Source organism: Nocardia testacea NBRC 100365, from assembly GCF_000308775.1.
Classification (GTDB): domain Bacteria; phylum Actinomycetota; class Actinomycetes; order Mycobacteriales; family Mycobacteriaceae; genus Nocardia; species Nocardia testacea.
Genome location: NZ_BAGJ01000274.1, coordinates 25,531 through 52,331, shown reverse-complemented (window position 1 = coordinate 52,331; position 26,801 = coordinate 25,531). Strand labels below are relative to the sequence as shown.

General features: G+C 66.6%; 25 protein-coding genes and 1 pseudogene. 13 read left to right on the top strand and 13 right to left on the bottom strand.

Going from position 1 to position 26,801, the window contains the following annotated elements:
• Position 1 precedes the first annotated feature (1 nt).
• From ON38_RS33250 to ON38_RS33240, 3 genes are all read right to left on the bottom strand, one after another.
• The gene (locus ON38_RS33250) at positions 2–1,366 is read right to left on the bottom strand and encodes an MFS transporter (protein WP_039829323.1); all 1,365 of its coding nucleotides are present in this window, start codon (positions 1,364–1,366) and stop codon (positions 2–4) included.
• 56 nt (positions 1,367–1,422) lie between these two features.
• Positions 1,423–1,767, bottom strand: a complete 345-nt coding sequence (locus ON38_RS33245; RefSeq protein ID WP_085995548.1) for an L-rhamnose mutarotase — start codon at positions 1,765–1,767, stop codon at positions 1,423–1,425.
• Positions 1,768–1,965: 198 nt separating this feature from the next.
• On the bottom strand, positions 1,966–2,721 hold the full coding sequence (locus tag ON38_RS33240) for an IclR family transcriptional regulator (RefSeq protein ID WP_039829322.1): 756 nt from the start codon (positions 2,719–2,721) through the stop codon (positions 1,966–1,968).
• Positions 2,722–2,985: 264 nt separating this feature from the next.
• Between ON38_RS33240 and ON38_RS33235 the strand changes: the two genes are divergently transcribed.
• Genes ON38_RS33235 through ON38_RS33200 form a run of 8 tightly spaced genes read left to right on the top strand, consistent with a single transcriptional unit; the run spans position 2,986 to position 10,663 of the window.
• Complete coding sequence (locus ON38_RS33235) at positions 2,986–4,047, top strand: NrtA/SsuA/CpmA family ABC transporter substrate-binding protein (RefSeq protein ID WP_039829321.1); 1,062 nt, start codon at positions 2,986–2,988, stop codon at positions 4,045–4,047.
• Between the two features lies 1 nt (position 4,048).
• Positions 4,049–4,912, top strand: a complete 864-nt coding sequence (locus ON38_RS33230; RefSeq protein ID WP_039829320.1) for an ABC transporter permease — start codon at positions 4,049–4,051, stop codon at positions 4,910–4,912.
• Entirely contained in the window at positions 4,909–5,706 is a 798-nt protein-coding gene (locus ON38_RS33225; RefSeq protein WP_039829440.1) for an ABC transporter ATP-binding protein, read from the top strand. Before ON38_RS33230 ends, ON38_RS33225 begins: the two co-directional genes overlap by 4 nt.
• Positions 5,707–5,717: 11 nt before the next feature.
• The gene (locus ON38_RS33220) at positions 5,718–6,767 is read left to right on the top strand and encodes an ABC transporter substrate-binding protein (RefSeq protein WP_039829319.1); all 1,050 of its coding nucleotides are present in this window, start codon (positions 5,718–5,720) and stop codon (positions 6,765–6,767) included.
• The gene (locus ON38_RS33215) at positions 6,764–7,810 is read left to right on the top strand and encodes an LLM class flavin-dependent oxidoreductase (protein WP_039829318.1); all 1,047 of its coding nucleotides are present in this window, start codon (positions 6,764–6,766) and stop codon (positions 7,808–7,810) included. The genes ON38_RS33220 and ON38_RS33215 overlap by 4 nt, the downstream gene beginning before the upstream one ends.
• Positions 7,807–8,964: an LLM class flavin-dependent oxidoreductase gene (locus tag ON38_RS33210; protein ID WP_039829317.1), complete on the top strand. Its 1,158-nt coding sequence runs from the start codon at positions 7,807–7,809 to the stop codon at positions 8,962–8,964. Before ON38_RS33215 ends, ON38_RS33210 begins: the two co-directional genes overlap by 4 nt.
• Before the next feature lie 10 nt (positions 8,965–8,974).
• Positions 8,975–9,682, top strand: a complete 708-nt coding sequence (locus tag ON38_RS33205) for a class II aldolase/adducin family protein (protein WP_039829316.1) — start codon at positions 8,975–8,977, stop codon at positions 9,680–9,682.
• A 24-nt stretch (positions 9,683–9,706) separates the two neighbouring features.
• A complete protein-coding gene (locus tag ON38_RS33200) occupies positions 9,707–10,663 on the top strand; it encodes an ABC transporter substrate-binding protein (protein WP_039829315.1) in 957 nt (318 codons plus the stop codon).
• Here the strand turns inward: ON38_RS33200 and ON38_RS33195 are convergent.
• Entirely contained in the window at positions 10,641–10,982 is a 342-nt protein-coding gene (locus ON38_RS33195; protein WP_157182050.1) for a hypothetical protein, read from the bottom strand. The genes ON38_RS33200 and ON38_RS33195 overlap by 23 nt on opposite strands.
• A gap of 701 nt (positions 10,983–11,683) precedes the next feature.
• Entirely contained in the window at positions 11,684–12,241 is a 558-nt protein-coding gene (locus tag ON38_RS33190) for a hypothetical protein (RefSeq protein ID WP_157182049.1), read from the bottom strand.
• A 26-nt stretch (positions 12,242–12,267) separates the two neighbouring features.
• Between ON38_RS33190 and ON38_RS36570 the strand changes: the two genes are divergently transcribed.
• Positions 12,268–12,879 (top strand): hypothetical protein, encoded by a 612-nt coding sequence (locus ON38_RS36570; RefSeq protein WP_157182048.1) that lies wholly within the window; start codon positions 12,268–12,270, stop codon positions 12,877–12,879.
• On the opposite strand, the gene ON38_RS38000 is transcribed toward ON38_RS36570, so the two are convergent.
• From ON38_RS38000 to ON38_RS37280, 3 genes and pseudogenes are all read right to left on the bottom strand, one after another.
• The gene (locus ON38_RS38000; protein ID WP_281004659.1) at positions 12,826–13,182 is read right to left on the bottom strand and encodes an alpha/beta fold hydrolase; all 357 of its coding nucleotides are present in this window, start codon (positions 13,180–13,182) and stop codon (positions 12,826–12,828) included. The two genes, ON38_RS36570 and ON38_RS38000, sit on opposite strands and share 54 nt — an antisense overlap.
• 125 nt (positions 13,183–13,307) lie before the next feature.
• A pseudogene (locus tag ON38_RS38345) lies at positions 13,308–13,733 on the bottom strand (alpha/beta fold hydrolase); the annotation flags it as partial.
• Between the two features lie 725 nt (positions 13,734–14,458).
• Positions 14,459–15,070 (bottom strand): helix-turn-helix transcriptional regulator, encoded by a 612-nt coding sequence (locus ON38_RS37280; RefSeq protein WP_051165599.1) that lies wholly within the window; start codon positions 15,068–15,070, stop codon positions 14,459–14,461.
• Between the two features lie 230 nt (positions 15,071–15,300).
• On the opposite strand from ON38_RS37280, the gene ON38_RS33170 reads away from it, so the two are divergent.
• Positions 15,301–16,068, top strand: coding sequence for a 2-phosphosulfolactate phosphatase (locus ON38_RS33170; RefSeq protein ID WP_039829309.1), 768 nt, complete (start codon positions 15,301–15,303; stop codon positions 16,066–16,068).
• 838 nt (positions 16,069–16,906) lie between these two features.
• Here ON38_RS33170 and ON38_RS33165 read toward each other — a convergent pair.
• The gene (locus tag ON38_RS33165; protein WP_039829308.1) at positions 16,907–17,416 is read right to left on the bottom strand and encodes a hypothetical protein; all 510 of its coding nucleotides are present in this window, start codon (positions 17,414–17,416) and stop codon (positions 16,907–16,909) included.
• A gap of 227 nt (positions 17,417–17,643) precedes the next feature.
• Positions 17,644–17,805, bottom strand: coding sequence for a hypothetical protein (locus ON38_RS33160; protein ID WP_157182046.1), 162 nt, complete (start codon positions 17,803–17,805; stop codon positions 17,644–17,646).
• 231 nt (positions 17,806–18,036) lie between these two features.
• On the opposite strand from ON38_RS33160, the gene ON38_RS33155 reads away from it, so the two are divergent.
• The 3 genes from ON38_RS33155 (at position 18,037) to ON38_RS33145 (ending at position 21,505) form a co-directional block, all read left to right on the top strand.
• Complete coding sequence (locus tag ON38_RS33155) at positions 18,037–18,663, top strand: response regulator transcription factor (RefSeq protein WP_039829305.1); 627 nt, start codon at positions 18,037–18,039, stop codon at positions 18,661–18,663.
• An 83-nt stretch (positions 18,664–18,746) separates the two neighbouring features.
• Entirely contained in the window at positions 18,747–19,481 is a 735-nt protein-coding gene (locus ON38_RS33150; protein ID WP_245564513.1) for a Pvc16 family protein, read from the top strand.
• Entirely contained in the window at positions 19,478–21,505 is a 2,028-nt protein-coding gene (locus ON38_RS33145; RefSeq protein ID WP_039829303.1) for an ATP-binding protein, read from the top strand. Before ON38_RS33150 ends, ON38_RS33145 begins: the two co-directional genes overlap by 4 nt.
• Before the next feature lie 16 nt (positions 21,506–21,521).
• On the opposite strand, the gene ON38_RS33140 is transcribed toward ON38_RS33145, so the two are convergent.
• The 3 genes from ON38_RS33140 to ON38_RS33130 all read right to left on the bottom strand — a co-directional run bounded on the left by ON38_RS33140 (position 21,522) and on the right by ON38_RS33130 (position 26,541).
• Positions 21,522–23,573, bottom strand: a complete 2,052-nt coding sequence (locus ON38_RS33140; RefSeq protein ID WP_039829301.1) for a COG1470 family protein — start codon at positions 23,571–23,573, stop codon at positions 21,522–21,524.
• Between the two features lie 313 nt (positions 23,574–23,886).
• Complete coding sequence (locus ON38_RS33135) at positions 23,887–24,588, bottom strand: eCIS core domain-containing protein (RefSeq protein ID WP_039829299.1); 702 nt, start codon at positions 24,586–24,588, stop codon at positions 23,887–23,889.
• Positions 24,589–25,143: 555 nt separating this feature from the next.
• Complete coding sequence (locus ON38_RS33130) at positions 25,144–26,541, bottom strand: hypothetical protein (protein ID WP_157182045.1); 1,398 nt, start codon at positions 26,539–26,541, stop codon at positions 25,144–25,146.
• Between the last annotated feature and the right edge of the window lie 260 nt (positions 26,542–26,801).

Genomic DNA, 26,801 nt, shown 5'->3' with positions numbered 1-26,801 from the left:
CTCAGTGGCCTCCCACCGGAGCACCCTCGAGGCCGCGACCGATTCCGGTCTCGGGGAGCACCCCGGCGCTCGCGGATCCGGTGACCGGGCTGCCGTAGCGCTCCTCCTCGATTTCACGCAACGTCTTGCCCTGCGTGCGCGGGGCGAAGATCGCGCCGATCGCGAGGGCCACGGTGAGCAGGCCGATCAGCAGCAGACCGACCACGGTGAGCCCGGTGGCGGCCAGCATGGTCGGGAAGAAGTAGCTCAGCAGGCCGGTCGCCGAGCGCACCACGAAGAACATGAAACCCTGCGCGCTGGCGCGGTAGGGAGTGGCGAAGAGTTCGCTGGTCCACAGGCTGTAGAAGGCCTGCGCACCGATACTGCTGGAGACGCCCCACAGCACCGCGAAGATCAGCAGCGTCGGCATCCCGGCGTCGGTGAAGAACACCAGGACGCACCAGGCCAGCACACCGAGCGCCGCGCCGATCACATACAGCAGCCGCTGAGAGATCCGGTCGGCGTAGGCCATGAACCCGAAGTAGGTCGCCGTGACGGTGCAGCCCCACACCAGCACCTGCAGCAGGTTCTGCGCAACGGCGCTGTGCACCCCCGCGCTGTCGTAGACCCGCGGCATGAAGATACCGGCCTGACCGGCGACGGTGTTCCAGAAACCGTAGATGCCCATCAGCACGAGCAACGCGGTGATATTGATCCGGCGCGAGAAGAGCCCGCGCAACCCCTGTCCGCCGGTGGCCGACCGCACCGGCGCCACCGCACCGGATCCCGCTTCGTCCTGCCAGATCTTGGATTCGGTCAGACCCTGCCGGATCCACCAGACCACCGCCGCCACCACGAACAAGTGCAGGAAGATCAACCGCGACCCGAGCAACCCCATCGGCGCCAGCGCGGCGGCCAGCGCGAACCCGACCAGCGGCCCGACCGACCAGGCCAGCTGCGCGGTACCGACGTGGCGGGCACGGTCGGTGGTGGGCGCCTGCTCGGCGATATAGGTCCAGGAGGCCGGCACCCCCGCACCCACCGCGATACCGGTGATCACGAAGGCGGCCAGCAGCATGCCGAAGTTCATCGCGAACGTCGCGAGCAACACTCCCGCCATGTACACCAGCAGGTCGTAGGTGTAGATCGCCTTACGTCCGAAGCGGTCGCACAGCGGCCCGCCGATACCCGCGCCGATCGCCGCGCCGAAGGCGTTGGCACTCAACGCGGCCAGCAGTCCGACGGCGAAATTGCTGATGCCGAACGCGTCCTGCCAGAAGGTCAGGCTCGTGGCGATGGCGATGATGGAACCCGCCTCGATGTAATTGGACATCGCGACGGATATCGTCGCTTTCCACCCGGTGGTGGTTCGTGCGCCTACCTTCATGGTCTTCCTCGGGGTCTAGCAGGGTTCTCAGGGGGAAGTCGGGGCGAGCCGTCGGCTCAGTCCAGGTGGAAGTACTCGGTGAGGCGGTGCATCGTCTCGTCCGGCCGCGCACCTGGCGCGACAGCGGGCGCCTGGAAGTACTCGGCCATCGTCGCCTGCCAGCGCGTATTGACCTCGGTGGCCGCCATCGCGGCCTGGGCCCGCGCGAAGTCCGGCGTCTCCAGGTAGCCCACGACCAGGCCGTCTTCCGGCCGGAGGAACAGCGAATAGTTCGTCCAACCCGCCGCTCGCAGCGCGTCCAGCATGTCCGGCCACACCGTGGCGTGGGCGGCCAGATAGTCGTCGGTCCGTTCCGGACGCAAGGTCAGCAGGAAACAGACTCGTTCGATGGTATCGGGCATCGGGGCTCCGCCTCGTCGTTGAAACGTTTTAATATGTGAGCGGCGCCACCGTAAAGGCTGAAAGGTGACGCAGTCAACCCCCACCGAGCACCGGCCGAAGCGGTAGAACCGTGCGGCCATCGGCACTCGAATGATCGCCGGCAGTTCGAGGACGGTCCGGCACCGCGCACCCGCGAGAGCGATCCGGACGTTCCGGCCTCAGTGGAGGACGCCCGCGATCTCCCGGGCGGTGACTTTCGCGAGGTCGACGAAGAACGGAACCCGTTCGTCGATCATCAGCTCGACCGGCCCGCGCAGCCCGAGCGCGAACCGCACCTGCCCCGACTCGTCACCTATCGGTACGCCGATGGTCCGGAATCCGCGCACGAGCTCCTCGTCGTTGAACGCGTAGCCGCGTTCCCGCGTATGAGCGAGTTCCTTGCCGAGTTCCACCGGCCCGGAAATCGACCGTGCGGTGCCACGGTCGTACGGCAGCCGGGTCAACTCGTCCTCGCCGGTCTGCGCCCAGGCCAGGAGCACCTTGCCGAGCGCGCTGGCGTGGAGGGGAAGCCGGAGACCTTGCAGTTCATGGCCGTCCGCTTCGCGCCAGCTGCTGGTTCCCAGCAGTACCGCATCGTTACCGTGCCGCGCGGCGATGGAGGCTTTTGCGCCCGTGATCCGCGCCAGCTCCTCCAGGTGTGGTTCCGCGAGGTGAATGCGGTGCTGCCGATAGGCGATCTGACCGTATTCGGCGAGCGCGGTCCCCAGGCGGTACCGGCTGGGCGAGTCCATCTTGTCGAGAAAGCCTGCCTCGACGAGTGCGGAGAGCAGGCGATGGGTTGTGCTCACCGGCAGATCCAGCCGCCGGGCGATCTCGGAGACACCGAGGTCCTCGCCGTTACGGAAGCAGGCGAGGACGGCCAGAGCGCGGGTGACGGACTGGAGTTGGCCGGTGGCCGGGGATCTGGGCTCCACATGGTGAAGCTAGCACGGAACACGAGCGGATCGGGCACCGGTTTTTCCGGATTGTGGAAAGAATTGTTTCGACCGCAGCAACCACCGGGCTCCCCGTCGTGGCTATTATCCGAGCATTTTCGCGATTTCTGGACACCGGGAAGGGCAAACATATATCCGGTCGCCGAGTCAAGCTTTCCAGTCAACGGAACGGTAAGGGTGGGCACCCGCATGACTGCCGCATAGCTTCCTCGAGTACCAGCCCTCGCCCGACCAGGAGCCGATATGCGTCCCCACCGCCGACCACCTCGAGTGCGCGCCGCTCTCGCGATCCTTCCCGTCGTCGCGCTGGTTGCCGCCGCGTGTGGCTCCGGCGGAGCCGGCCCGGACGATTCCGCGGCGGGCGGCGGCGCCACCTTCGTCCTCAGGGTCACCGACGAAGGCAATTCCGGTCCGCTCGCCGTCGCCAAGCGAGACGGTACTTTCGACGAAGCGCTCGCTCCATTGGGCGCGAAGGTCGAGTGGGTCAAGGCGCCGCCGTCGTTCAGCGCGAATCTCAAGTTGTTCAACGCCGGCGAGCTCGATGTCTCCGGTGGCGCCTACAGTCCGGTCGTCGGCGCGCTCTCCAAGGATGTCGGCGTACGGATCATCGCGGTCGCCGACCCGGTGGATCAGGATCAGGCCGGGATCATCGCCTCACCGGACTCGGGGATCCAGGAGGTGAAAGACCTCGTCGGTAAGCGAGTCGCCGTCAATCCGGCGGGCAAGGGTGAGTACATCACGCTGAAGGCATTGGCGCAGGCCGGGATTCCGGCCGACCGGGTCGAGCGGGTGCCCCTGCAGATATCGGACGCCGCCTCCGCCTTCTCCACCGGGCAGGTCGACGCCTGGGCCTCGTTCAACGACCCGTACGCGGAAGCCAAGGCCCGCGGAGCCGTCGAGATCGCGACCGAGGCCACCGTCGGCTCGACGGACAATACGATCGTCGCGTTCCGCACCGAAGTACTCGACAAGCGGCCCGACGTCGCCGCGAAGTATCTCGAGACGTTGCAGCAGTTGGTCGAACGTCAGCGGGCCAACCCCGAGGACTTCGAGAACGTGTTCGAGAAGGCCGGGCCGCGCGCGCTGTCCGGGGACCGGCTCGCGCGCGCGATCGACCTCGGGCGCCGGGCGTCGGTGCCGCACTACCCGACCGCCGAGGACGCGGCCGACCTGCAGGACGTGGCGGATCTGTTCTACGAGAACGGTGTGATCACCCGTGCCGTCACCGCGGCGGACGTCTTCTACCCGCTCGCGGAAAAGCTCGCCGCCGCCGGAAACCGGCCCGCGCCGACCACAGGGAGATGAGATGGCCGTCGTGACGACGCCGCGTGCGCAGGGCGGAGCCGGGCGGCGTTTCGGGGAACCCGACCTCGAGGTGCCGCGGTACCGGGGCGGCCGGCGCCGGCCCCGATGGGTGTCGATCCCGCTGCGTTTTCTCGTGCCCGCCCTGCTCGTCGCGGTGTGGTGGATCGGTTCGGCGACCGGTGTGATTCCCGAGGAGATCCTGGCCGGGCCGCCGAAGGTGTGGACGGCTTTCGCGGAGTTGTACGAGACGGGACAGCTCGTCGACTTCTCGATCGCCTCGTTCAATCGTGCCGCCCTCGGTGTGTTGTTCGGGGTAGCGGCCGGGTTGATCCTCGGTGTCCTGTCCGGGTTGTCGAGCCTCGGCGAGGAACTCGTGGACTCGACCATGCAGATCAACCGAGCGGTTCCGTTCCTCGCCCTGGTTCCCCTTTTCATCGCCTGGTTCGGTATCGACGAGACGTTCAAGGTGCTGCTCATCGCGTTCGCCACGGTCGGGCCGATGTACGCATATACCTATCTCGGCGTCCGCAATGTCGACCGCAAGATGGTCGAAGCGGCGCGGAGCTTCGGATCGCGAGGCCCGCGCCTGGTGTTCGAGGTGATCCTCCCCTCGGCGCTTCCCGGTGTGCTGATGGCACTGCGGATATGCCTGTCCATCGCGATCACCGGCCTGATCGCGGCAGAACAGGTGGGGACCAGGGAGGGGATCGGCTACCTGGTGACCCTCGCCCAGGAGTACAACCGCACCGACTACATGGTGCTCTGCGTAGTGCTGTACGCGGTGCTGGGCCTGATCTTCGACGGGATCGTCCGGATCATCGAACGGTTCGCGATGCCGTGGCGTGGGCAGGTGGCCACCCGATGATCCCCGAAGCACCCCTGCCTCCGTTGTCCACCCGTGCCCAGAGCCCCGCGTCGGCCACCGCCCGCAGAGCGGGTGAACCGGTGGCGGTGTCGATCACGGGCCTGCGCAAGAAGTTCGGCGTCACTCCCGTTCTCGACGGGGTCGACCTGGAGATCCGCCGGGGTGAGTTCGTCGTCCTGCTCGGTCCGTCCGGAACCGGGAAGACCACCCTGCTGCGGCTGCTGACGGGTCTCGAGAAACCGGACGGAGGAAAGATTCTCGTACCGGCACGCCGGACGACCGTCTACCAAGAACCGCGATTGATCCCGTCGAAACGGGTTCTCGGCAACGTCACCATCGGTCAGCGCCGCAGCGCCGAGACGAAGGAACGTGCCACCCGCGCACTGGCCGAGGTCAACCTCGAGGGCAAGGCGCGCCAGTGGCCCTCGACGCTGTCGGGTGGCGAGGCACAGCGGGTGGCGCTGGCCCGGGCCCTGGTACGCGAACCGGAACTGCTGCTGCTCGACGAGCCGTTCGCGGCGCTCGACGCGCTGACCCGGCTCCAGATGCAGGATCTGGTCGGCGACCTCGTCGCGCGGCACCGGCCGGCCGTGCTCCTGGTGACCCACGACGTCGACGAAGCGGTCCGGCTGGCCGACCGGGTACTGATCCTCAACGAGGGCCGGTTCGCCGTCGATACCGACATCGACCTGGCCCGCCCCCGGGACCGCACCGATCCGGAGTCCCTGCGCTACCGCGCCGCATTCCTGGCCGAGCTGGGTGTCGGCCGCACCCGTTCCCCCGCAACCCCCTGAAGGAGCACGCGATGACCGCTGCCGCCGACCCCGTCCTCGACACCCTCTGGTACACCCGGTGCCCCGTGCCCACCGCGAGCGGCCTGGCCCACAGTCTGGGCTGGCTGGGCGAGACCGCCGCCGCGGCGGGAATCGGTCTGGGAGTGTTGCAGGATGCCGGTCCCGAACTGGCGCCGCGACACTTCGACCACCGGCTGCCGGGCCTGATCCGCGAGGGCGGCAATGTGCCCGCCCTCGCGGCGCGGGCCGAGGGCTCCCCCACCAGACTGATCGGCCTGACCTGGATCGACGAAGCACAAGCGATCCTGGTGGCACCCGATTCACCCGCATCCGGACCGGGTGACCTCGCCGGGCTGCGGATCGCGGTCCCGGCCTGGGCACAGGACCGGGCACGCAGTTTCCCCCGGGCGATGGCGCTGCACGGATTCGCGAGTGCGCTCGCACTCGGTGGCCTCACCTGGGCCGACGTCCGGCCCGTCGAGGTCGCGGTCGAGCGCGACCCGCAGGTGCGGGGCGAGAGCGCGACGGGTCGCCGGATCACCACCTGGGGCGTGGAGGCGCTGCTCGCCGGAGACGTCGACGCGATCTACGTCAAGGGCGCCCGCGCCCAGGAGATCGCCCGCGAACACGGCCTGCGTATCGCGGTGGATCTAGATGCCACCGAATCGAAGCGCTCGCGCGTCAACAACGGCACCCCGCGCCCGATCACCGTGCACGCGGATCTGCTGGAGTCGCGCCCCGAACTGGTGGTCGGGTTCCTCGTACAGACGCTACGGGCCGCGAACTGGGCCGCCGGCAACCTCGACGAGGTCCGCGCCGTACTGGCCCGGGAGACCTTCTCCGGCGCGGTGGGTGTTCACGCCGCGTACGGCGGCACATTCCACCGCGGCCTGCACCCGACGCTGTCCGAGGAGCGGATCGAACTGCTCGACGTGCAGAAGCAGTTCCTCTACACCCACGGCTTCCTCGCCACGGACTTCGAACTCGCCTCGTGGGTGGCCCCGGAACCCCTGCAGCAGGCGAGTGCCCGGCTCGCCGCCGAAAGCGAGGCATCGTCGTGACCGAGTTCCTGTGGGAGCTCCCGGTGCGCGGGGACGGCCGCCATGTCGGCTCCGTCTCCGCCCACCGCGGCGGATTCGATTTCCTCGACCAGGTCGTCCTCGCCGCCGAACTGTCCGGACTCGACGGTGTCGTCGCCCCCTACGACCCGCAGGGTGAGGAGTCGTGGGTGGTCGCCGGCTCCGCCCTCCGGCAGACCCGGCATCTGCGCGTCGGCGTCGAATTCCATCCCGCGTTCGGGACACCGGTGTACGCGGCCAAGTTGTCGGCTACCCTGCAACGACTTTCGAACGGCCGGCTCGACTGGCGATTGCGCGTCGAGACCGACGCCGACGACGCCACGGCCCGCGGTGATCGGATCACCGGTGCCGATCGTTACCGGCGGGCAGCCGAATTCCTCGCCGTCGCACGGGGCGTGTGGAACGAGGAGCAGGTGCTGCCCGGACGGTTCGGGGGTACCGGGTTCGAATTCGCCGGCGACTACTACGAAGTCATCGATGGCGGATTCCGTGGCATTCTGTCGGGTCTGCCCTTCCCCCGCGTCCACCTGTCCGGCGATTCGGCCGAGGCGATCGAACTATCGGCCGAGCACGGTGACGTGCACATATTCACCGAGACCGCGGACGGCGTGGAGGATGCGGTGACATCCCTGCGGGCTGCGGCGAGCAGGTTCGGGCGCACCGTGCGGGCGGGACTCGCCCTGCCCGTCATCGCCCGGGAGACCGAGGACGAGGCGTGGGCACGGGTCGTGCGCCAGTGGCGCGAGGTCCATCCGAAGGCGGACGACGCCGAGGTCCGCGCGCTCGCACTCGACGATTTCCGCTGGTCGGGCTTCGACCGCATCGGCTACGCACAGCCGATCGGCCTGGTCGGGAGTTACGAACAGGTGGCGCAGGCGCTTTCGGACCACCGGACGCGCGGTATCGAGATATTCGAACTGACCGGGCATCCGCATATCGAGGAACTGCACCGAGCCGGTGAGCACCTGCTACACCTCGCCGACCCGGCCGGCCGCACTCTCGCAGGACAGGAGAACCACGCGTGAGCACGGACTTCTACTGGCGCATCGGCATGGAGGGCGACCACGCGTCGTTGCGCACGCCACGCCGCTACAACCGGGGGCATGCCGGCGGCCACGGGCCGGGCAATATCGCCCCCGCGATCCGGGGCGGCAGGCTGGACGGATACAGCTATATCGACCATATGGCCGCGGTGGTGAAGGCATCGGAGTCCGCGGGGTTCGTCGGTGGGCTGCTGCCCTCCTTCCCGATCACCGAGGACCCGTGGGCCACCGCGTCCGCACTCGCCCGGGAAAGCGATACCTACCGCTTCATGGTGGCGTTCCAGCCCGGGTTCCTGCACCCGGTGCAGGCCGCCCGGATGTCGGCGAGCCTGCAGCGTGCCACCGGGGGACGCCTGGTCTACAACATCATCAGCGGCGGCGGTGGTGCGCCGCAGTTGTGGTGGGGCGACAAGGTGGCCCATGACGACCGCTATGCGCGCACCTCGGAGTTCCTCGACGTGCTGCGTGGCGTGTGGGACGGTACACCGTTCGACTACGCGGGGCGGTTCTTCCGGACCGAGGGCGCGGCGCTGCCGCCGTTACTGGCGGGCTTGCCCTTCCCCGAGGTGTACTTCTCCGGGTCGTCCGGTGCCGCCGTGGATGCCGCGGGCCGGCACGCCGACTACTACCTGTCCTGGCTCGAACCGTTCGACGACCTGCGGGCGAAGTTCGACGCGGTCCGCGCGCTTTCCGAAAAAACCGGACGCACACCGAAGTTCGCGGTCCGCATCGACATCGTCGCGCGGCATACCGAAGAGGCCGCGTGGACGGAGATCGAGAAGGGGTGGGCGTCGGTCGACCGTGCGGCGGCCGACCGTGCCGCCCAAGGCGACTCCGTCGGCGCCGCCCGGATCAAGGGCTGGGTTCCGCAGCACATCACCGGATACCGCGATCTCGAAGTTCAACCCAACGTGTGGTGCGGATTCGGCCTCATCCGCGGCGGACCGGCGTTCGGACTGGTGGGTAGCTACGAGCAGATCGCCGAACGCCTGGACCAATTGATCGATATCGGCGTGGACGCCTTCATCCTCGCCGGCAATCCCCACCTCGAAGAGGCCTACCGCGTGGGCGAGGAAGTACTGCCCCTCCTCCGGCGCACCACGCCCACCCCCGTTCGCACTCTTTCCACCCGATAGGAGATTCCTCATGACCAGCACCGAATCGCGCGTCACCCCCGCGGTCGCGGCTTTCGTGGACGATGCTCGCCGCGCTGCCGACACCGCTTTCCGCGTGTTCCGTGAGACCGGGACCGTCTCCGCCAACGGCACCGTGAACTTCGTCGAGCGGGTCCCCGGCGAAGAACTGGCCGTCGCGCTCAACGAGCCCGGACCGTGGGCGGAGGACCGGAGCGCGAAGCCGATCCTCGCGTCCTTCGACGGCGAGGTGCTGGCCGGCGACGGTCCCGCCGGTTTCGTCACCGGTTACGCCAAGGTGTTCCGCGAGCACCCCGAGATCACCTCGATCGTGCATATCCACACCCCCTGGCTGGGCGGATGGGCGCAGACACACCGAACCCTGCGCATCAAATACGCGGCCTCGCAACGGCTGACCCTCTCGCGCGATATCCCCGCCCATATCGACCGCAGCCAGGCCCCCGGCGACTTCATTCTCGACCGTCTCGTCGACGACCCGGACCTCGTCGCGATCTTCGAGGCCAACGGCGGGGTCAACGTGATCGGCCGCTCGGGCCTGCTCGACCTCGCCAAATTCGTGGTGCTCCTCGAAGAGGGCGCCCAGTACCAGGCGCTCGGTGAACTCGTCGGCGGAACCGTGGACTTCGACCCGACGAACCTCGTGGCCCAGTGGGGTCGCAGTGGACTGCTCGACGAGGCCCGCCGCCGCGGTCTCGTCTGACATATCGCCGAAAGGAGCCCTCCTATGACCATTCGTATCGGCTACTTCCCGAACAACAACTCCTTGTTCGTGCTGCGCCACAACGGCCTGCTCGAACCACACCTCCGGGATGTCGAATGGGTGGACCTACGCGAGCTACCGGCCCCACCACGGGCCGATCCCCGGACGGGACTGCCGACACTGCACTCGGACTGGTTGTTCGCCGAAGGCGGATACGACTTCATCGGCACCGGGTTCACCCCGCCGATCACCGGCCTGGGGCAGGGACGCGACCTGGTGTACGTCGGGATCTCCGGTCCGCGCGTCGAGAACGGGCGGTTGGTGAGCCCGGCGAACTCCGGTATCCGCACCATCGCCGATCTGCGCGGTAAGCGGATCGGGATCGCGCACGGTTCGTGGCAGACCACCCTCGCTCTGCTCGCTCTCGACCGAGCGGGCCTGCGCTGGTCCGATATCGTCCCGGTCGATATCGACGTGAACGACGGTGGCGCTGCCCTGTTGCGCGGCGATATCGATGCGTGGGTCGGTGCCTACCCGGCGCTGGCGGAGGTCGAGGCCACCACGCAGGTACATACGCTCATCGATACCGACGGCCTCTTCAGCCACCCCTCGTTGTGGTTCGTCCGGCGCGAGTTCGCCGAGAATCATCGCCCGGAACTCGAAGCGATCGTCACGGCCCTGCAGGAATCGGATGCGTGGATCGTCGCCAACCCGCGCGCGGCAGCGCGTTTCTTCGTCGAGGACGCGGAACGGCGCGGTGGCACCGCCGATCTCGATCGCTGGGAGGCGGCCTTGCGCGGACGCCCCTTCGGGATCGGCCCGGTCACCGATGAATTTCTCGATGAGCAGCAACGTTGCGCAAACCTGTTGCACGCCAACGGTCTGCTGCCCCGAACGGTCGACGTCCGCGACGCGGTCCTGCCGTGGATCGGCGAGGCCGTCACGACACCTCGTCCGATCACAGCGGCCGAGGCCCGGTGAGCCGGAGATAGGTCTCAACCCGGCCGTGCGGGCCGTCGCTGCTCACCTCGTAGGTGAGGCCGACCGGCTCCCTGACCTGCTGCTCCTGGTTGCCGTCGCCGGTGAAAGCGATACAGGCGCCGAGGAGCAGCAGCAGCACCGCCACGATCGCGGCGAGGATCCACGGCCATTTCGGCTTCTTCTTCGGCGGCCGGAGATAGCCTGCCCGGAAATCGCCGCCGTAGGGCACGTGCAGGTGATATTCGGGCGGGTAGGGGCCGGGGCCTGGGAGGTCTCGCCGGGGTGGGTCTTCATCCGGGTACGGCGGCCGGCTGGTCATGGTCTTGTTCCTTCCGCATCAGACCGTGTAGCCGCAGTAAGGGGCCGGGACACCGCGCGCCACGAACCAACCGCGACGCCACGGCACCCGGAGTTCGGGGCGGAGCCGGTGGGCAGCGCGCACTGGGAGGCGCGCCGCCCACTGCCTCCTTCACCGGGACGGTAGGCACAGGGACGAGCGGCCGTCTCGGCAGTGAGCGGGGCCGGCGGTCAGCTGATGCCGAAGTCCAGTCCGAAAGTGACCGCGAGCCACTTCAGGAACACATCGAGGCCGACACCGAAATCGAGTCCGAAGGAACCCATCGCTTTCACCTCCTTCCGGGATCGAACCGTTCACCGATCCCCCTGGTACAGGCTTATCGCTGGTCACAGGGTTTCCGCTACACAATCAGGGCCGCAGGTCCAGCCGATACGGTCGGCGAGCGGACCTGCCCACACCCGTCCTCGCCGAACTCCTCGGAATCTCACCCGCCACGCCGGCCGCTGGGCCGCTCTGTCCGCCCGTACGTGGGCGCAGTACACCGCGAGGCGCCGCAGCGACCGGCCGGACCGTGCACCAGCCGACCATGATCGCCATTCCCGGAAACTGCTATAGCGGGCTGCGGGTTCTGGTCGAAAGGGCGGCGGCTCGTCATCTGGGGCCTGGCGGTGGGGCAGGAGTCGGGAGGGATGCCGATCCGCCGGGAAAGTCGTGTTCAGGCCTCAGTCGAGGCGCAGACCGAACTCATTCACCAGCGCCAGCGCCTGCTCATCGGTGGCCAACACGTAGTAGTTGATCCCCGGCTCATCGAGCTCGACCGACCGGAACGTCCTGTGATCATCCGCACCGGGCGGATTGAGATCATGAATGTTGCCCAGGATACCCATGAAGTCGAGATAGCCATCGAAATCGTGTTGCAGTGACCACTCCACAACAGAGCCGTTGCATACGAATCGAAGAGTCTCCCCGCCGTCGGGATCGCTGTGCAGTTCGACATCGTCGACGACGACGGCGCCACCGGTGCAAGCTGCCGCGTCGCGCAACAGGTACTGGTAACTGCCCTCCAGATCGTCGACTTTGTCGCTGTGCACCCCGATCGCCACCCCGAAACATTCCAGTGCATCGGCCAAATCTTCGCCGTCCAGCTCGTCGTCTAGCCCTTCGTCGTCCAGCCCGTCGATGTCGCGGAGCACCTTGTGCGCGGTATCGGTCGAGATCATGCCAAGCGAGATCAATCGAACAGCCAGGGTGTTGTATGTCGCTTTGTACTCTGTCGTCACCGCGGAAGCCTGACAGCGTTGATGCAGTGACCGCAAACCGTGACCACGACATGGCGACCGGCAGGACAGCTCTGCTGACGGCAGCGCTTGCGCCGACCGGAGCCCACGCTTTATTGGGAGGGCCGGCCGGGGTACCGGTTTCGTTCTCCTCGACCGAGCCCGTGGATGTGGCGATCTCTCCGCGAGCGATGATCTGCCCGCAGGGCTGGGCCGGCTTTATCGTGTTGCAGGGGCGGGCGATCGTGACGGTGCCCAGTGCGTCCGCGGCAGCGTCGGTTCGCAGCGCCGTCGCGGGCTTGTTCGTCGAGGACCTTGTGGATCCCGGAATGCTTGGTCGTGTCCTTTGCCTGGAAGAACTGCTGGGCCCGGCCACGCCGGCCTGTCTCGACGAGAACGATTTTCGACAGGCCCCAGCGGGTTCGGTATCGGTCGATCGGCTTTCTGCCGAGCATCCCGATCTACGCCGGCTCGAAGTCCTGGCGGCCCGATGTCCCCGGGTGCTCTCAGGATGTGATCGGTATGCGCAGCGGCGAGCTGTTCGCGACGGCTTGTCGGACGATGGCCCGCATATAGACGGCTTGGAGTCAGGTCGTGTGGCCGATGATCGAGTCGGCGATCCGCTCGGTGAGCCCCGGTGAGAAGAACGGGTGGTGGCCCATTCCGGGCACGATCTCCAGGTGCGCCGCCGGGATCTGCGCCGCAAGGGCCTCACCATGGGCTTTGGGGAACAGCGGGTCATTGCTGCCGTGCAAGACCAAGGTGGCGGCGGTGATGCGGGACAGGGACGCTCGCCGGTCGTCGTCCCAGCGCCGAGCGGCGAGATCGTGATTCTCGGCGGCAGCCAGGTTGTCGGCCCGGGTGTAGCAGTGTTCGACGAACCGCCGCGCGGCGGCCTCGTCGAAGGGCAGGGCATCGCCGTTGAGCGCGCGCCAGGTCTGCACATCGGCATCCATGCACTGCTGGACAGTGGTACGGGCGCCTTCGCGAAGGCCATCAGGTGGTTGAAGAACCGTGCCGTCGGGGGCGGGAGTTCGTCGGCCGCGGCCGGTTGACCTGCCATTGCCCGCGCCCATGCCGGGCCGGGGTTGTTTCCCATGGGAGAGGAAGCCATGACCGTCAGCGTGCGGACACGGGCCGCCTGATGCACGGCGAGCCACTGCCCGATTGCCGCGCCCAGCGACGTCCCCACGATGTGCGCGGTCGTGACGCCGTGACCGTCCAGAACAGCTGCTGTGTCAGCGGCCATGTCGGCGAGCGCGTACGGGTGTGTTGTGAAATCGACGGAGTCGGAACGGCCGGTGTCACGATGATCGAACCGGATCACCTGCCGACCGCTGTTCACGAGAGCTTCGACAAACTCGTCGGGCCAGCCGATGCCCTGCGTAGAAGTACCCATGACCAATAAGACGGTGGGGTCACCGGGGCGGCCGAAACGCTCGGTCCACAACCGAACTTGCCCGGAACGAATGAACTTCTCCTCACCAGAAAGCATGTCGGGCACCATAGCGGTCGCCGGGCAGAACGAAAGCCGCTATCCGTTGTAGGTGAAAACGGTGCCCGTGAGATAATGAAGAGGCAGGTGAGAGCACATAGAGCCCCTACGGGGGTTGACCGCGTTCAACCAGAACAAGCCTGTCACAGCCCCCAGAATTGCTCGTTGCCCCCACGTAGCGGTCTTCGACGTGGAGGACTGTCGAGCGGATGACTTCGGCTTGGCCTGCAGGTGTCGCAGAGGGCCGGGTAGCCGGCCGGAACGCCATCGTATGAACCAAACCCACTGCGCCGCAGCGTTACCGAGATTCGGCAGACGGTGCATCGAGTTCTGAGTGGAGTCGAGCGGGCCGCGGCGGACGACCGGCCGGGCGCGGTGTCGGCTGCGGTGGCGGCTCGTTTCCCGGGGCGGTTCGGGGAGTGGCTTGTTTCCAGCATGAAGTGCGCGGTAACCGACGGGATTTCGCGCATCGTGACCCCGAGGTCGGATCCGTGGCGCAGACCGCGCGCCGATCAGCGTCTTGCCACTCGGGCACTTGCGGTTGGCAGGCGAAGGTGCCGGCGCGGATCCGAACGATCGAACTGCGCACTCCGTGGCCGGAAGTCGCACTGCCGGTGAATCGAAAACACACCGTCATCGGTGTAATCACCGCTCGGCGCTTGTTCCCTGTACGGGCCACGGCAGAGCCGTTGCCCACGGGCCAGGGGTGTATTAACACTGATGGGTCATGTCAGCGGCGCGACAGCCCAGCGGGCAAGGTCGTTCGTGACGGCAGCTACGTGGTCGGGTTCGAATGTGGATGCTGTCACGGATAACTCGGCGACCCGATCGGTGCGGAAACCCCTTACGCCTTCACGTGTTCTGCACCATCCGACGAGATACCAGGAACCACCTCCTTCGAGGGTGGTGTACGGCTCGACGAGGCGGGGAGCCGGGTCGTTCTCGTAAAGGATCTCCACGAGGGTGTGGTCACGGACGGCATCGAGCCAGGCGGCGGTTCTCTGTGCCTGCCGCGTGACTACCGTCATGACGACAGGCGCTGCCGTGGCCGCGGCTTCGACCGGTGCGGGCAGCGCCGCGCGGAGCTTGTCGAGTGCAGTTCGGGCGTGCGGGGCAAGCGGCGAGCGATCCATCAGCCCCAGAGCTGCGACACAGGCCGTCGCCTCCTCGACAGTGAGCGGCACGGGCGGCAGCGAGTACTCCGGCAGGATCGCGTACCCGCCGGTGCGGCCCGGGGATCCGTAGACGGGAACGCCGGCATCGTTCAGGGAACGTAGGTCACGCTCGATCGTTCGCCGGCTCACCCCGAACCGGTCCGCGAGGACGGTCGCGGACACGGGACGGGGCGGAAACACGACAGTCCGTTGTCGCGTGGGGCTGTCATCGTGACTCTCATGAACCACCGCGCCGACCGCCGGACAACCCGCTCGCGGCACCAGCCGTACTCCCCGCGGTGAGCAGTGGACAGCGTCAGCCCGATGCCGGACTCCGTGCCGCACCCTCGGCGGCAGAGCGCAATCATTGCGGGTGGACGATGGCTCCCAGCGGTCGGCTACGCTCGCCCGCTGTGGCTGATCTGTTCGGGCAGGGCGATTTCGACGTTCGTCTCGACTGGGGTCCCGTCGGGGCCACGACGGCCGGGGCTGATGTTTCGGTCGTGGTCGACGTCCTCAGTTTCTCGACCTCGGTGGCCGTCGCGGTGGAGCGGGGCATGCGGGTCTTCCCCTACCGGTGGACGGGCGAGCAAGCCGCGAGGTTCGCGGCAATGAACGACGCGGTACTCGCGGTGGGACGGCTCGAAGCGACCAGGTCGGGCTCGGTTCCGGCGCCCTCGCTCTCACCGGCCGGTCTACTCGCCTGCGAGCCGATCCCACGGCTCGTACTGCCATCGCCCAACGGATCGACGATCGCCGAGGCACTGCGAGCCACCGGCTCGACCATTGCCGTCGGCTGCCTCCGTAACGCCAGTGCTGTCGCCGAGTGGCTCGCGCCCGCCCTCGAGGCCCGGCGCTCGGTTGCTGTCATCGCCGCGGGCGAGCGCTGGAGCGAAGACGGCTCTTTGCGCCCTGCCCTCGAGGATCATCTCGGCGCCGGTGCCATTCTTTCTCGGCTTGCCGCGCTGGGTTACGGCGACAGGTTCAGCCCGGAGGCATGGGCAGCGGTCGACCTGTTCGATGCCGGTGTCGACCACCTCAGCGACCGCATACACGACTGCGTCGGCGGCCGCGAGCTGACCAGCAAAGGATTCGGCGCCGACGTCGACATCGCAGCCGACCTCGACGTGTCCTGCCTCGTTCCTGTACTCGTGGACGGCGCGTTCGACGTCACGGCGTAGTACTCGCCTGTTCGCACGGTCGTTTCCACGGTCTGTCTCGGACATGATCGGATCCTCCGGCAACGGTCGGAGAACCAGTCGGATGCATCGCTGAGCCAGCCGGTGGCCGTGCCTTCGGGATCGTCCGACTGTGCAGGCGATACCGCCGTTCGACGGCGAGCAGGCCAACTCGGCGGACTGGCGAGCCCGGGCACTTACCGACCCGGTAACCGGAACCATCGGCGGAGAATACCTTTCTTCATGCCCGGCACACGGTTCCGAACCACGCCGTGAAAGCGGCAGCGGAATTTGCCCGAATGGGTGCCCAGCAGTACCTGCGCGGCGCAACACCCCCGACCACAATATTTCCCATGACCAACCATGGCGCGCCGGGGCGCCATCGGGCAGAGCCCGAACGGCCCCGGAAAGAAGGATAACCTCCCGTAATCGACCAGGCGGACCTGTGATATTTCAGAAGGCGCACAGGAGGAGACCGAATGAACGGCGCCCAATCCAATGAGTCACACATCGGCCGCTTTCAGATCGCCGCCTGTGGGACCGAGAACACCACGACCGTTGCAGTCCTCGACACAGTCACCGGGAGAGTCTGGATTGCAGACGCGCCTTATTGGCGCAGAAAGCTTCCGGTGCTGACGCCGGAGAGCAATGGAAGGCCACTGTGGGAGCTTCCTCGAAGATAGGCCTGACACTCCCAATTCGCCCAGAGGTCGGCGAACCACACACTCCACCCCGGGCTATCGAACTCCCGTGGGGAGGCTGCTGCCTGTACCCACCGATAACCGACTCCCACTCAGGTGGACCAACTCCTGGGTACCTCAGCCGGATCTCGGCCACCGGCTCATCCGAGATTGGTACGCAACCAGGCCGCGACCCGCTTCCTGTCATTGCCGAATGCGTTGCTGCGCAATAGTTGCCCCGGCCGCCACCCTACCAGGCTCAGCCGCAGGTCCTGGATGCTGTTGCCGCGCTGCGCAAAGACGATGCTGATCCGCTGTAGCTCGGGCTCGGCGGCGCCCAGGTCGAGAGTGTCACCGAGCCCGGATGCGGTGATCGCCTTGTTCCACGCGATGACGTCGGCGTCACTGCAGGCTGCGAACTGTGCCCGAAATGCCTGGATGATCGCGATCGCCTGGCGACGGGTCTCATCCATCATCGCCTGAGCAACCCTCCGCTCGCGCTGGTCCTCGGTCTCGTCCTCCGGGGCTGGTCCGAAACGCTCATCGATTCCGGCGAACAGGACGCTGACCGCCGTTGCCATCCCGCCAGGTGGATCCGGGGCCTTCTCGTGGCCGATTGTCAGCCGTAGCGCGACGTCTTCGTCGGTGAGGGCCGCCGGGACCTGGATCATTTCCCGGACCTGTTGCCGGTCGGTACCCCAAGAGTTGCCCGGACCAGGCCGATCCCCGGGATCGGCCTGGACACCAGATCTGGAGAGAACTGCAGACCGACCGCAGTGAGGAAATGTCCCACTTGGTTACGGCTGGATGGGTGCGGGTCCCGGAAGCCGGCCCCGCCGGGGTGAGTTTTTGGTAGCAGGCGAGAGTGGCAGCGGATTGCAGAAAGACTGCGAAGAGATCACAAGCCCGTCGTTATGGCGGGTGTTGCGTCGTCCTCTTGAACCCAAGCGGTCTGCTCGGTCGGGAAATGCCCGCGAGCTTTGATCGCCAAACGGTAGCGCGCGTTCAACGACTCGATCGTGCGCTGCTCGGCCGGCGCTTCGGCCTCCTTCTTCGCCACGGCATCGAGTCTCGTCACCACGGCCCCTACCCGCTGTCCATCCGGTCAGCGAATCAGACCGGAAAACCCTTGAATCCCCACAGTGCCGGCGCCGGGTCATTGATGTCGGTGGAGGGGAGGTCATCGTGACCAGTCGTCTGTGTTGAGCGCGTGGATTCGCTTGTTGAGCCATTGTTGAGCGTCATCCGGACAGTTGTTGTTGCCCATCAGCCCCTCCCGTCGGGAGTAAAAATGCAACCCCGAGTGCCTGTGTATGTGTACGCCGACGACTCGATTCTGCAGGCCGGCGTGATCAGTCAGCTGCGGATGCGCAGTGAGGTTGTCGTTGTCGAGGGCTCGAACTCGGAGACGGCGGAGGTCGCCGTCTTGGCTGCGGATGTCCTCGATGACGCAACGATGCAAACCCTGCATGCCCTCCAACGAGGTTTCTCGCCGCGCGTGCTCCTTGTGCTGCGTGTGATCGACGATGCCACACTTGTCGCGGCCGCGGAGGGCGGTGTCAGCGGTCTGCTCCGTCGCGGTGACGCGACACCCGACCTGCTGGTGCGCACGATCCAGAAGGTGATTGCCGGCGAAGGCGTTGTTCCACCTGACCTACTCGGGCGGTTACTCGGGCAGGTCGGCGCCTTGCAACGACAGGTTCTCGCCCCGCGTGGGTTGTATTTCTCGGGGTTGTCGGATCGGGAGGTTCAGGTTCTTCGCCTGGTCGCCGACGGACACGACACCTCGGAGATTGCGCAGCAGCTCTGCTACAGCCAGCGCACTGTGAAGAACGTGCTGCACGACATCACGACTCGGCTGCAGCTTCGCAATAGGTCGCATGCGGTCGCCTACGCGGTTCGCGAAGGGTTGATCTGAGGCGGCGGTGCCCATAGGGGTACCCATACCCGCCCCGAAATCAGGCCCTGGCGTTCTTCGCTCGCTGCCTCTGAGATGGGACGGTGGTCGCCGTGATATCAGAGGTCGATGACGCGCTGAAACAATTGATCGAGCAGGAAGCGGTCGATGAGGCGGAAGTCGAAGTTGTTTTCGACGCCCCGACCAAGGATTGGGCGGCCCGACGCACGGGGCCGACGATCGACGTGTACCTGTACGACATCAGAGAAGACCTGCGTCGGCGGCAGCGTGGGCTCGTCAACGAGTACGAGGACAGACGTGTCCGTGCCAGGCATCTCCTGCCACGTTACTTCAAGCTGTCCTATCTTGTTACCGCCTGGACCCAACGGCCCGAGGACGAACACCGCCTGCTCGGGCGTCTCTTGGTGTGTCTGCTCCGCCATGAGGCTCTGCCGCAGGAGTTGTTGACCGGTTCGCTCGCCACGCTCGCGCTGCCTGTGCCGGTCACGGTCGCGTTACCACCGCCTGAGGACCGCTCCTTCGCCGACGTATGGACCGCACTCGGGGGGGAGTTGAAGCCTTCTCTGGACGTCGTGGTCAGCGTTCCGTCGCAGACCGGTCAGGCACTTCCGGCGGCGCCCCCGGCTCTGCGCACTCCGCGTCTGGCCACCGAGGGGGTTGCCGATTCGGCTCCGGTAGAGCGTAAACGCAGACGTGAGCATCTCGGCGACGGTGGTCCCGACGACGGTCCGGTGGGTCTCGAGACACTGACCGATGATACGTCGACGCCCACCTTCACCCTCCGCAGGTCACGGCGCAAGCCGAGGCGATCCCAGTGACCTCGGACGCAAGTCTGCGTTATCTACTCGATCGGTGTGCGCTGATCGAGGAGCGGGTGCGCACGGTGGTTGCGCACCGACGCGGTCGCGACCCCGCCCCCGACGACCCCTTTCGGGGCCTCTACCTGAGCGATGAATCCGTTGTCGCCCTCCTCGCGGCGTCGCCCACGCCGCCGCCTCCGGACCAGTTGTCGCGCACGACGCTGGAACAGCATGCCGATACCGCCGAGGCCTCCGGCGCCGAACTCCGGCTGCGCCGGCTCGCCCGCGCCGCCGCACTGTCCGACCTCGATGCCGACGCCCTGTTGATCTGTTTGCTGCCAGACCTGGACTCCCGATTCGAGCGGCTGTACGGCTACCTCAACGACGACGTCACCCGCCGGCGGGCCACGGTCGGCCTCGTCCTCGAATTGCTGGACGTGTCCCCGGTGGTGGCCGCGCACCGGACGCGGCTCGCGCCCGGGGCCCCGTTGGTCGACAACGCGCTCGTCCTGATCGAGGACGGCGAGCGACCATTCCTCACCCGGGGGCTGAGGGTTCCGGATCGGGTGACGCAACACCTGCTCGGTGACGACGGTCGGGATTCGGAGCTCGCGGGATTGATGACGGACGCACTGCGATACGATTCGGCGGAGTCCGTACAGGTCGCGCGGTCGATAGGAGCCGGTCAGCGATGCGTCTACATTCGGGAGTCGGTCGGTTCTGCCGGTGCGGCGGTCGCCGTGGCGGCGCTGGAACGGTCGGGTCACCCCGCACTGTGTGTGGATGCCGCCCGCCTGGTCGGGCACGGTGACCCCGTAGCAGCGGTGCGTGTACTCGGTCGCGAGGGACTGCTATGTGGCGCCGGGGTGGTCGTGACACCGATTGACGTGTTGACCGAGCGCAGTGCTGTACTGCGGGCATTGTGTGAGCTGAAGACACCGACGATCCTCACCGGGACCGTCGCCTGGGATCCGAGGTGGTCCGATGCCGTGCCGCTGCAGATCGAGTCCGGGCGGCTGTCGACGGACGAGCGCGCGCGTCTGTGGGCCGACGCGGCACAGCAATATGCGACAAGCGCCGGCGCCGTGGCCGAGGTCGCCACCCAGTTCGTGTTGGGACCCGCACAGATCGTGCGAGCCATCGGTGCCGCTCGGGCGTCCGCCTCGCTGACCGGTACCCAGCTCACCGGCAATCATCTGCGCCAAGGCGCACGGTCGCAGAACGCGGCCGGGCTCGAGCGACTGACCACGCGGATCGAACCCGCGGTGTCCTGGGCCGACCTCGTACTCCCGCCGCGAGTGAGCGATCAATTGCGTGAGCTCACCTCCCGAGCCCGCTACCGGGAGCGTGTGCTGACCGACTGGCGGATGCGGCCGGGAGGTGGCCGGGGCTGCGGGGTGACGGCGCTGTTCGCCGGCGACTCGGGGACGGGCAAGACGATGGCGGCGGAAGTGATCGCCGGGGCTCTCGGCCTGGACCTGTACGCCGTGAATCTCTCTGCGGTGGTCGACAAGTACGTCGGTGAGACCGAGAAGAATCTCGAACGGATCTTCGCCGAGGCCAGTGGCGTCAACGCCGTGCTGCTGTTCGACGAGGCGGACGCGATCTTCGGTAAGCGAAGCGAGGTGCGTGACGCCCACGATCGCTATGCGAACATCGAAAGCGCGTACCTGTTGCAGCGGATGGAGAGCTTCGACGGCCTCGCCGTGCTCGCCACCAACCTGCGCGCGAACCTCGACGAGGCGTTTGTCCGTCGGCTCGACGCCATTGTGGACTTCCCTACACCCGACGAGGGTGCGCGCCGAGCGCTGTGGCTACGCTGCTTCGACTCGCCCGCGCCGCGCCGAGATGACCTGGACGTGGAACACCTGGCTCGATCGTTCACGATGTCCGGCGGCAATATTCGCTCGGCGGCGATCACCGCCGCCTACCTTGCCGCAGCGAGCGGCGAGCCGATCGGCATGGCCCACGTTCTCCCGGCCGTCCGGCAGGAATATCGCAAGCTCGGTCGTCTCATGCCGCAGCCCGCCACGGCCACATGAGAACTCGGGTTCACGGTTACTTTCTGCGTACGCACAGTCCGCCGATACATCCGAGCAGTGCGCCGGCGAACACGAGCACCGCCCCGCTTCCCCCCACGGCCGCAGAGAATACGACGCTCGCGTACACCATGAAGCCGGTGGTAACGACGGCCATGAGCAATGCCGCGACCACGGTGAGGGTGCCTTTTGCGCGCAGGACGCCCAGCATCATGATCACGATCAGCGCCAATACGATTGCACGCGCGATGGGTTGACTCATCTGGGTGCCCGAGTCCGCGACTTCGATATCCCGTATTTCGTCGACGAAGTTCTGAAAATCGCCGACGCCGGGGAAATCCGTCACGTTGTACAGCGGCACCAGCCAACTGTCGTCCTGCGCCCAAGGGCGGAAGGCCCCGACAGCGGCGAGCAACCCCCCGAGCAGCGTACACACGATCCGTACCAGCGGTAGGAAGTCCGATGTCGTCTGGGTGAGTTCTGCCTTCGCCTCGACCATGGCGTTGCCGTCGTCCGCGGCCACCTGCAGGTTGCGGACAATCTGCCGCCCTGTTCCGGGGCGTGGGGCGTTGATCGCGACATTCGCCCATCCCACCTGGCCCGCTGCGATGTCGAGTAGGGGTGGATCGAAGGAGAACCAGACGGCGCGTTCCGGGTCCCGTCCCGATAACCGCACGTGAAGGGGAAGGGCTCGGCTCTTGTTCTCGACCACGACGCGAAGCTGCCCGCGAGCGCTGTTGTGCAGGGTGAACTGTTCGGGCTCCAATCGGATCTTCGCGAGCGTGATCGGGGCGGGGGATGCCGCCTGGGTGAAGGCGGCGCGAGCCTGGACGGAGCCGTCCCCATTACCGGCGATGACCGTGATTTCCCGGGAGAGCGTCTCCCCGCTGGCGGGGAGTGCCGCCGACACCGTCACCCCGACCTGGGACACCCGGCCTGCTGGGACGTCGAGGATCCAGGGGTCGAAATCGAATCCGACGGCACGTTCCGGATCGGCGCCGCCCAATCGGACGCTCAGGGTGCGGGATCCTCGCGTGTTGTCCACGAGCGCGCGGAACCGGCCGTATGTCTGGTCTCGGGTGTTGAGCTGCTCTGGCTCGAGGCGGATCGCGGCGGTGGTGATCGGAGCCGGCGTGGTCGTCTCCACGAAGGTGCCGTCCGCAGTACTCTCGTTGGTGCCGTCCGACGCGACGACGGTGAACGCTCGGGTCACTTCGGCTTCCGTCGGTCGATTGGTGGATTGGACCCGAAAGCCAGTTCTGCTTTCGGTGCCTGCCCGCACCAGGATGTTGCTTTCGCGAAACGACAGGCGGACCGCTCCCTCCGGGTCACGGCCGGTGAGTTGGATCCGCCGGTCCGCGCCGCCCCTGCGGTTGTCGATGATCAGCCCGCCCTCGCCGTGTGGAACATCGCGGGCCTTGATCACAGTGGGGTCGAGTCGCAGCTGCACCGCGGAGGTTTCCTGCTCGACGGTGACCTGCGTTTCGATGGTGGCTTGGTCGTTTGCTCCGGAGATGGTGAGCCGACGTGTCAGTGGCTTGCCGGCCTCCGGCGCCGGAACGGTGAGCGTGACGTCCACGCTGAGGGTTTCACCGGGCGGAACTTCGACAATCGTGGCGGAGAATTCGAATCCGACCACGTCTTCGGGGTCCGATCCGGTCAACTCGAAACGCTGCGGGAAGTTGCTGCCGCGATTATCCAGTTTCAGTTCGATTCTTTCCGACGTCGCATCGCGTAGCCGCACCTGCGCCGGCTCGGCCCGCAGTTCGGCCGGGTCGCCGACCGGAGGTACCGTGACCGCGATCGCGAAGTCGGTTGCCGCCGTCGGATCTTCATCGGAATACACCTGAACGGACAGCATGATACGTTGGGCTGCAGGCAATCTCGTCGATGCCACGACGATCGTGATCGACGCCGTCTCCTCTTGGTCGGGATACAGCGTGATTTCCGGGTAGGTCAACTTCAGCCAGGTCGGCGGGTCGATCGGGCGTGCCCGAAAGCGGTCCACGACCGAGGACGTGTTGTGGACCTGCAGTTCGAATGTCGCACCGCGTTCGGGATCGATGATCACTTCCGGCGTGGGGACCTCGACGCGCGGGGGCCGCGCCTCCCCGCGTCTCGTGGAGTCGTTCCGAGGACGAGGCAGCGGTGCGGCAGCAGAAGTGCTCGCTCGGCCATCCGACGTCGCGGGACGGGGTTGCGCCACGACAGGAGTTTCGGAGGCGAGCGTTCTTCCGCCCAGAGTGCTCGATCCGGTGCTGAGCCCCATGAACCGGCCGCATTGAGCGCAGAACTCCGCGTCGACCGCGTTCGCGGCGCCACAGTTGTCGCAGAGGTGGCCGTCGTCCATCGACGGATTCGGCACCGGCGGTGAGGTTGCCATGTCAGCTGGTTTCGTCCTCGATATCCTCGTCCCGCTGCACGAACAAACCCTGCAGGGATACCTCGTCCTCCTCGTCCCGGGCCGGGACGTCCTGACGCTGAACCGCCGCGGAAGCCGGTGCCGGAGAGTCCGCGGCCGGCCCGGCGACCCGCTCCGCATTGGCAACCGCCTCGCGTTCGAACCGGTCGGCCGGGTCGGAGATGCTGATTCCCCCCGCGGTCGGTGTCCCGTCCACCGGTCCGCTGCGTTGCTGCACCACATGGGTCAGTTCGTGCGCCAACGTCGTCCGCCCATCGACCGACGTCGGATCGTAGGCGTCGCGCTGAAAGGTGATGTCGGAACCGACGGTGTACGCGTGGGCATCGACCGCTCTGGCAGAGTGGTCCGCGGCCGCGTCGTCGTGTATGCGTACGTCGCCGAAGTCGTGACCCATCCTCGATTCCATATCCGCCCGAACGTCGGGTTCGAGTGGACGCCCGACCGACCCGACGACGTCGTGCACAGGCGAAGGTTCGTCGTCGAGCATCGAGCTGACGGCCGTATTCCCGACGCTGCGCTGGAGTTCGACAATATCGGCCTCCGCGATCCGGTTGTCTCGGTTCCGCAGGGCCGCGGCCGCGAGCGGCGGCCGATCCGTTTCATCGATGCGTGACGACTTGGGCCGCAGAGCGCCTTCTTCGTTGTCGTAACGATGTTCCTGCACCGGATTGTCCTTTCGACGCTCGTCAGTTGAGCGTGCTCCGTTGTCATCGTGGAAGCAACGACACGGGTACCGCCCACCCGCGTAGTATCCGTTGCTCCTTCGGGCAGTGGGTTCCGCTCCGAAGGGGCACCCGCTCGGCCCTGTCGCCCACGATCGAGACATGTGACGATGGACGCATGAGTGAGCCGCTCTACGGGGAGGCTCGCCACCAGGACATCCGTCAGGACCGTCAACTCAGCCGAGGAACGATGCCTGCCTCGGGTCTCGCTCGATTTCTCGCGCTGCAACGGCTGGACGGGAACCGCGCCGTCGCCGAACTCCTCGGCTCTGCCCGGCCGTTTCCGAAATAGCAGCCGACAGATGGACTTCCGGCCGCTCAGCGCGACGGGCCATCGACGAGACCCGAGCCGCTGCGGCCTGGCGACCCGCCCCTTCCGGGGGCGGACCGGGTTACGGAATCAATAGCCGCGGGGCCCGACAGACCGCGAACGGCACCTTTCGGTGGTCGCTGGCTTCAGCGCTGCGCAGTGACGACCTTGTTGAGCTGAGCCTGTCCTATTTGAGATACCGCTCCACTTCGGCGAGCCACTCCGGCATGTCCTTGTATACCTTCCGGTATAAATTGAGAATCTCTTTCTTGGTCATGTGCTCCAATTCGTCCTTGGGGATCTTCTTGGCCAGCGCGGTAGAAATCGGAGAATGCTGACCTGCTGTCAGAATGATCGACGGGGCCTTTTGGACATCGTGCCCAAGATACTCGAGAACGGACTGTTCAATGATGTGGTGGGCCTGGTACGCGCCGCCGTGGCCTCTGGTGAATACCGAGAAAGAATCGAATGGCCCGATGATGCCGCGTTTGTTCATTTCGGCTGCGATGATCGGCATGCCCTTGTCGAATTTCTTCGCGAGAGACTCGGCCGCCTCGACGGACAATGTGCGGCCGACTCGTTGCCCAGAACGCACTGCGTGAATGAAAGCCTTCCCTTCCGCGTTGGGCGAAATCGCTTTCTTGGCGACAGACTTGGCGACATTCTTCATTTTCAGTATGGCGCCTAGCGTCACCTTGCCGCCAGAGGCTGCTCCCTTCTTCAGCGCGCCTTTGACAAACAGTTTCGCGCCGACGCCAGCGGCGCCCTTGCCGACGCCGGACGGTGTCGGAACGTAGTCCAGCGGACCGAGCCCTTCGGATTCGACGCCGACCGCAGCCCCGGCATCCACGACAAAATTTCCCTCGCGATCGACGAGTCGGGAGATTCCGTCGGCATGAAACGTCCGGTACCCGATGATTTCTTTGGTTTCCGGGTCCAGTACAACGCCGCTGATGCGGCTACGATTCTCGGGCAGGTTTTCTTCGAAATCGCTGATGCCTTGCGGGCCGGACTCGTCGTCCACCGTGATGCCGCCGTCGCCAGCGCGCGCCGCCTCGCCCGGGAGTCGGACACTGGCCGGTGGCGCGATTATCGGATCCATGTCCAAATCCGTGTTCACGAGCGCGGTACTCGTGCCGACGTTCGGTCCCCACAGAAAGTTGACAATGTCCGCGATTTGATCCCGGGGAAGTGTCTCGACCCGCTTCTTTTCTCTGAGAAGAAATTCCAGATCCCGCTGCATTTTGGCGCGCACGGTCTGCATGGCGAGCACGAGCCTGGGTCCGCCGACCAACCCGCCGGCCTCCTCATCACTGAGAACCTTCTCTGCGAGCTTGGCCAATCGAGGCAACAGGTCGTACATCGGCAGACCCTGGATCTCTGCGAGCGGGGCGTTGTTCTCCTCCCTGCGCTGCACCACAAACCCGGTGCCCGGTGCCTGTATTGCGCCCGTCAGCAGAGCATCGACGGCACGATTCCCCGCGAGACGCTGCAGTCCGAGTAGGGTCGCCGGCGCTGCGGCGGTTCGCTGAGGCAACGTATCCGCCGCGCGTGCTGTTTCGCGACGCTCGCGTGCGATATCCATTGGAAGAGCAAACCCGTCGGACGCAGTCGGGCGCAAGCGAACCGTGCGCATCCTGCAGGCAGAGATCGTTGCCCGAAAGGGCTCATGTCCAGGGACCAAGTCGAAGTTGTCAGGCTGCTTTGATCTTGTAGTCCGACCAGAGCCGCCCGGTCCACGGATCTACTTCGCGGAAGGAACGGTCGCGGCGAGTTCAGACGGCGTGGTGGAGTCGACCGTCCCGTCGTGCGGACGATGAGTTGCCTCTTCGCGCACTGCGCGTT

Coding starts and splice junctions, on each gene's coding strand:
- ON38_RS33130 (WP_157182045.1), bottom strand. CDS start 26,541: ATGGATATCGCACGCGAGCGTCGCGAAACAGCACGCGCGGCGGATACG.
- ON38_RS33225 (WP_039829440.1), top strand. CDS start 4,909: ATGATCCCCGAAGCACCCCTGCCTCCGTTGTCCACCCGTGCCCAGAGC.
- ON38_RS33205 (WP_039829316.1), top strand. CDS start 8,975: ATGACCAGCACCGAATCGCGCGTCACCCCCGCGGTCGCGGCTTTCGTG.
- ON38_RS33230 (WP_039829320.1), top strand. CDS start 4,049: ATGGCCGTCGTGACGACGCCGCGTGCGCAGGGCGGAGCCGGGCGGCGT.
- ON38_RS33165 (WP_039829308.1), bottom strand. CDS start 17,416: ATGATCCAGGTCCCGGCGGCCCTCACCGACGAAGACGTCGCGCTACGG.
- ON38_RS33235 (WP_039829321.1), top strand. CDS start 2,986: ATGCGTCCCCACCGCCGACCACCTCGAGTGCGCGCCGCTCTCGCGATC.
- ON38_RS33245 (WP_085995548.1), bottom strand. CDS start 1,767: ATGCCCGATACCATCGAACGAGTCTGTTTCCTGCTGACCTTGCGTCCG.
- ON38_RS33250 (WP_039829323.1), bottom strand. CDS start 1,366: ATGAAGGTAGGCGCACGAACCACCACCGGGTGGAAAGCGACGATATCC.
- ON38_RS33195 (WP_157182050.1), bottom strand. CDS start 10,982: ATGACCAGCCGGCCGCCGTACCCGGATGAAGACCCACCCCGGCGAGAC.
- ON38_RS33155 (WP_039829305.1), top strand. CDS start 18,037: ATGCAACCCCGAGTGCCTGTGTATGTGTACGCCGACGACTCGATTCTG.
- ON38_RS33200 (WP_039829315.1), top strand. CDS start 9,707: ATGACCATTCGTATCGGCTACTTCCCGAACAACAACTCCTTGTTCGTG.
- ON38_RS33220 (WP_039829319.1), top strand. CDS start 5,718: ATGACCGCTGCCGCCGACCCCGTCCTCGACACCCTCTGGTACACCCGG.